4 protein-coding genes and 1 pseudogene are annotated in these 5477 nt (G+C 35.4%); 1 reads left to right on the top strand and 4 read right to left on the bottom strand.

Annotation, left to right across the window (positions count from 1 at the left end; genetic code table 11):
* Window positions 1-417 (top strand): annotated as a pseudogene (locus tag AC33VI_RS00380) (glycosyltransferase WbuB); the annotation flags it as partial.
* Here the strand turns inward: AC33VI_RS00380 and cobA are convergent.
* From cobA to AC33VI_RS00360, 4 genes are all read right to left on the bottom strand, one after another.
* Entirely contained in the window at window positions 414-1928 is a 1515-nt protein-coding gene (cobA, locus tag AC33VI_RS00375) for a uroporphyrinogen-III C-methyltransferase (RefSeq protein WP_491780289.1), read from the bottom strand. The pseudogene AC33VI_RS00380 and the gene cobA sit on opposite strands and share 4 nt — an antisense overlap.
* Before the next feature lie 38 nt (window positions 1929-1966).
* The gene (locus tag AC33VI_RS00370) at window positions 1967-3601 is read right to left on the bottom strand and encodes a glycosyltransferase family 39 protein (RefSeq protein WP_491780288.1); all 1635 of its coding nucleotides are present in this window, start codon (window positions 3599-3601) and stop codon (window positions 1967-1969) included.
* Window positions 3602-3732: 131 nt separating this feature from the next.
* On the bottom strand, window positions 3733-4761 hold the full coding sequence (locus AC33VI_RS00365; RefSeq protein WP_491780287.1) for a hypothetical protein: 1029 nt from the start codon (window positions 4759-4761) through the stop codon (window positions 3733-3735).
* A gap of 112 nt (window positions 4762-4873) precedes the next feature.
* Window positions 4874-5326, bottom strand: coding sequence for a tRNA (cytidine(34)-2'-O)-methyltransferase (locus tag AC33VI_RS00360; RefSeq protein ID WP_491780286.1), 453 nt, complete (start codon window positions 5324-5326; stop codon window positions 4874-4876).
* Window positions 5327-5477: the final 151 nt, after the last annotated feature.

Raw genomic sequence — 5477 nt, 5'->3', positions numbered from 1 at the left:
TTACCCTATTCTCTCACTGCTTGCGATTTGGCATTAGTCTCGATTGCTCCAGGGATGGAAGGAGTTGTCGCCCCCAGTAAGCTTTATGGCATTCTGGCTGCGGGAAAAGCGATCGCAGCAATTTGCGAACCCCATTCTTATCTGCGTCAAATAATTAACGATGCAGGATGTGGGGTTGCTTTCAACAATCAAAGCAGTCAGGAATTAGCAGACTTTATACTTAATTTAGCCAAACAACCAGAATTGGCAGTTGAGATGGGTCAGGCAGGACGCAAGTATGCGATCGCCAACTTTACACCAAAGATCATTACTCGCCAGTATTGTGACGTTTTTGACCTTAATCGTAATGACGATCGTCTTGCACCTCCAGCAACACCAAACACTATAGTAGAAGATGTTTTGATTAGGGAACATTAGTTTTGTACGATTGCTGAAGTTAATCCCTCTAAAGTATATTCTTGGGCTTCAAGATCGAATCTACCCAATAATTCTTGGCAACTTCGAGAAGTTTGAGGCCCAATGGAAGCAATGCAAACATCTTTTAAGAGGGAATTTATTGCCTCGGTCGAATCTAATTTTTGTTTGAGTAAGTGAGAGAAATTTTTGACTGTTTTAGAACTGGCAAAGGTGATGGTATCGATGCGATGTTGTGTTAAAGCTTCCCAGGCTTGGGGATCGATCGCTTGAGGACATTGAGACTGATAGGCAGCAACTTCAATTACCGTCGCCCCTTGACTGGACAATTCTTTGACTAATACTTCTCTTCCGCCAGATTCTACTCTGGGAAATAAGATTTTTTGTCCTGCTAGGGTTTCGGGGAAATGAGCGACGAGGGAATCTGCTACATAGTCTGGGGGAATAAAATCGGGTTTTAAACCTTTTTTCTCTAAAACCGAAGCAGTTTTCCTGCCCACCACGGCAATTTTAACTCCCCCTAAAGCGCGAGTATCTTTACCCAAAGCGTACAGGCGATCGAAAAAATAATTGACTCCATTGGCAGAAGTCAAAATTAACCACTGAAACTCCTTTAAAGTTGCGATCGCATTGTCTAAATCTTGCCAACTAGAAGGAGGAGTAATAGCTAAAGCGGGCATTTCTACCACCTTTGCCCCTTGTTGTTCCAGCATGGTAGTAAATTTACTCGACTGAGACTCGGCACGAGTCACTAAAATAGTTCGATCTTTGAGAGGAAGAGATAGAGAGGATTCTTGAGAGAGTTTCACGACTTCACCAATGACAATGACGGCAGGAGAAAGAGAAATTCCTGTAGTTTTTTCTACTATATCGGTTAAAGTACCCCGAAAAGTTTCCATATTGTTTCTGCCACAATTGCGAATAATGGCTACTGGTTCTTCGGGCGATCGCTTATAGTTAATTAGGTTCTTAACTATGGTCTTTAAAGAACGCCCTCCCATCAGAATTACCAAAGTGTCTATCTTGGCTAAAGCCGACCAATCTAGTTTTTCTGGTTGATGTCCGCTAAGAATTGCAAAACAGCGACTTAATTCTTTATCGGTTAGGGGAATATCTGCTAATAAAGAAGCTGCCAAAGCAGAAGAGATGCCAGGAATTAATTGATAATTACACTTAGCTGCTTGTAATGCTCTAATTTCTTCGTTAGCCCGTCCAAAGATAAACGGATCGCCACTTTTTAAGCGCACTACTAACTTTCCCTGAAGGCAATAAGTCACCAACAAGGAATTTATTTCTGCTTGGGGAGTGCTAGCTTTTCCCCCACGTTTGCCAACGCATAATTTCAAACAAGCTTCTGAAGCGAGATCGAGTAATTCCTCTGCTACTAAAGCATCATAGATAATTACTTCTGCTTGAGTTAGTAGTTGTTGGGCTTTGACTGTTAAATATTCTTCTCCCCCAATCCCCGCACCTACTAAATAGACAATTCCTGTGGCTAACTTTTCCTGGAACATTTATGATTTACTGGCGATCGATGATTAAACTTTAAATGTCATTGGTAAACTTTGAATAGGCTATTAGAAGTAAACAGCATCGGAGAAATTTGTTCTAACTGAAATTCTTGTTTTTCTCTTATTTTATTTAATAAAGCTTCAGATGGTGCAAACAAAAAGATATCTTGAAAATCTTGAGGTGTTTCTAATAGTTTTGGCTCTGACAATAACTGTAATTTAACTTTTGAATCGAGAAAATAACTGAGAGATAATCCATTATCTTGAGACCATCCATGACTATCTATAATCACCAGAGGACTATCTACTCGATCGATAACTTTTGCTATTTGAGGTAATTCAGAACTCATATATTTATTCCACCAGGTTATCTGGGGAGAAATAAAACTACAGGATAAGATACCACTAATTATCAATAATATTGTTATGAATACCCATGTTTTTTGCCACCACAATTTATGAGATTGAGAACTAATTTTACTGCTTAGTAAATAGGTAACAGATAAACAAATTCCTATATAAGAAGGAACTAGATATCTAGAAGCGGTCGAACGAATTCCACCCGATAAAATATCTGGTATGGCTAAAGCCAAAGCTGGAATAGTAATAATTGTTAAAATCGACCATTTTATGTTTGGATTGCTATATATAATTAGATAATAAATAGAATATACAATAGATATAAATAAGCTTGTTATTGTAAAGATAGAGAAAAAATTATAAAAGCTATTAAAATCTGTTTTAACATTATAGGTAGCATTAAAATCACAAAAAATTCTACTCAGATTAACAATCCACCAATTTACTAAAGAAGAAAAAGAAATAGTAATATCATGCCATTCAACTGAATCAACTAATTTTTCCTGATTAATCAGAATATAACGAAACCAAAACCAAAAAGTTATACTGCCTATTAAAATAGCAGTTAAATAATTAATTAATACTTTACTCAAGCGTAATCCTTGGGTACAAACCAGATAAATACCATGACTTAAAACGACCAATACAGAAAGAGTATGAGTATAAATTGACAATATTAAGCCTAATGTATATGCTCCCCAATTAAATGTACTGGGCTGACGCATTGCTCGTAAAAGCAACCAACTCGTACCTAAAATTGTAACCGTCCACAAACTATAAGGACGTGCTTCTTGAGCGTATAAAACAAAAAAAGGAGATATGGAGATTAGTGCTGCCCCAAGTAAGCCAGCCAATAAAGAATCGAATAATTCTACACATAGCCAGTACATACAAGGAATTGTCAAAACTCCAAATATAGCAGATAGACTTCTAATTGCTGTGATGGAATTGCCAAAAAGATCGACCCACGACCTTAAAATTATGAAATATAAAGGTACGTGTTTAGCATCCTCTTTGGTTAAAATACTTACCACATCGCCAATAGTTGATTCGGATTTGGGGTCTCCAAATTTTTGAAAATCTTGAGGACTGATGATTTGACCGTTAAATTTTTGTTGATATTCTGCATATTCATAACCTGAAATTTTATATACAGCTTTAATCTCATCCAACCAAAAAACTTTGCGATCGAGATTGGCAAAACGAAATGATATGCCAATAATCAAGACTATTATCAGCAAAAAACGCCAACTTTGGGGAATTATTTGCCAACGCTTGCTTTGAGGTACTAGTTTTGTGGGAGTTTTGATAGTCATTCTAATTAATCTTCACCTTAAACAAATTCCGTTGCCGCAAATTGATGGTGTGAATTATCTCCCAAACAATAGTTTGAAAATTTAATCTTTATTATTTCATATATTTCCTACTTAAAATGACTATAGTTGTTTTAAAAATATTTAATTATTGCTTGTTGCAGGGGATTATCTAAAGAAGTTTGATTCATAACAACTCTTCTAAGTTTAGTGAGATTTAGGAAATGAATCTGAAAAGGAATAAAATTAATCCCACGAATTGGTTCTTTTAAATAGAATCTAAATTCATCGCATATTCCCCAACTCAACCGCTCTACTCGCTCTATTTTGTCCCAAGGAAGAAAACTTTTGTTGTGATTGCCAAGTAACATTTTAAATATTTCTATGCCTTCATCCTTAATCGCTAAATAGGAATGTTTAACGCCCAATTGCCATAAAATAAAAATAAAAGCTATCCAAGTAATAACAAAATATAAAGTAAATTGATAAAAATAGCGATCGCCTAAAATATTTTCCCGACGTATTTCGGGCAGAAAAATTAATAAATTTAAAATTAGTAATAGTGCCAACCAAGGCAAAGTTGTTAAAAAAAACTTATTTCTACAATTATAAATTTTATTACTATAAGCAGATTCTAAAATATAGCGATCGCTTTGATGTTTTTTGACTTGACTATACCAAGGAACTCGTTTAAAAAATCCTTCAGTTACTAATGCTATATGTAAAGGATTATCTTGAGGAGTGCTTTCTAAAATTAAAAGATTTAGTTTAATTTGATATTTTAGGAATAACGGCAACCATAAAGGAGTTGATGCACTATGATATTTAACCAATAAAAAAGGCAATCCAAAATAACGATAAGGCTCGACCAATTCTATTTCATCCCAAAATAAATAATGATTGGAAGTACCTAAAAAACCAAAAGAATATCCTTCTAAGCCTTGAGGATGGAAAATTACTAGACCTCGATTGCAAAAATCTACAGTCACATAGCCACACAACACAAAAATTAAAAAAATCGACAACAATAATTGTGATAAATTGAAGGCTCGAACCGAACAAACTAATAATATTGTAGGTAATAAAATAATTGCCCATTTGTATTGAACTATGGCTAAATAAATAGCTTTCTTAAAAGAAGGATGAAATTCAAAATCCAGCATCAATAAATATTTATCTACGAAAACTATTACTGGATCTTAAAAAAAACTTTTCACTTCCACTGTGATTTCAACAATCTGAAAAATTTTTATTACTTATTACTTAGGCACAGCGTTATCTTGTTTGTCGAATTGCTTCAAACAAACCTACCGAAACACTAACAGAAAGATTGAGACTGCGGACATTAGGCTCGACAATATCAATGCGGACTAATTTATCACAAGCCGCTACTTCTTCAGGAGATAAGCCTGCGGTTTCTTTGCCAAACAATAACCAATCAGTCTCTTGATAATTACAATCAAGATAATTGCTAGTTCCTCGAACGCTAAAACCAATCATTCTTCCCCCTCTCTGACTGCGGTGCTGCCAAAAAGCAGCTATATTCTCGTGATAGTGGAGATCTACATAAGGCCAATAATCTAGTCCCGCTCGTTTCAAATAGCGATCGCTTATTTCAAAGCCCAAGGGAGCAACTAAATGCAATTCTGTTTTTGTAGCAGCACAAGTACGGGCTATATTGCCAGTATTGGGGGGGATCTCTGGGTTAACCAGAACAACTCGAACCATATTAGATATTAGATATTAGTTATTGGTTATTAGTTATTAAGTAATTAAAGCAGATTGACAGAGAGCATATTCTAAATCTCGTTCTTGCAAAGCTATACTTTTAATATCTTGTTGAATAATTTCTGTGGGAGACATTCCTAAATCGTAAGAT

The sequence above is a fragment of the Waterburya sp. genome, from assembly GCF_058530065.1.
Note: the sequence above shows the minus strand (reverse complement) of the source record. Positions and strands in the feature narration are given on the sequence as shown.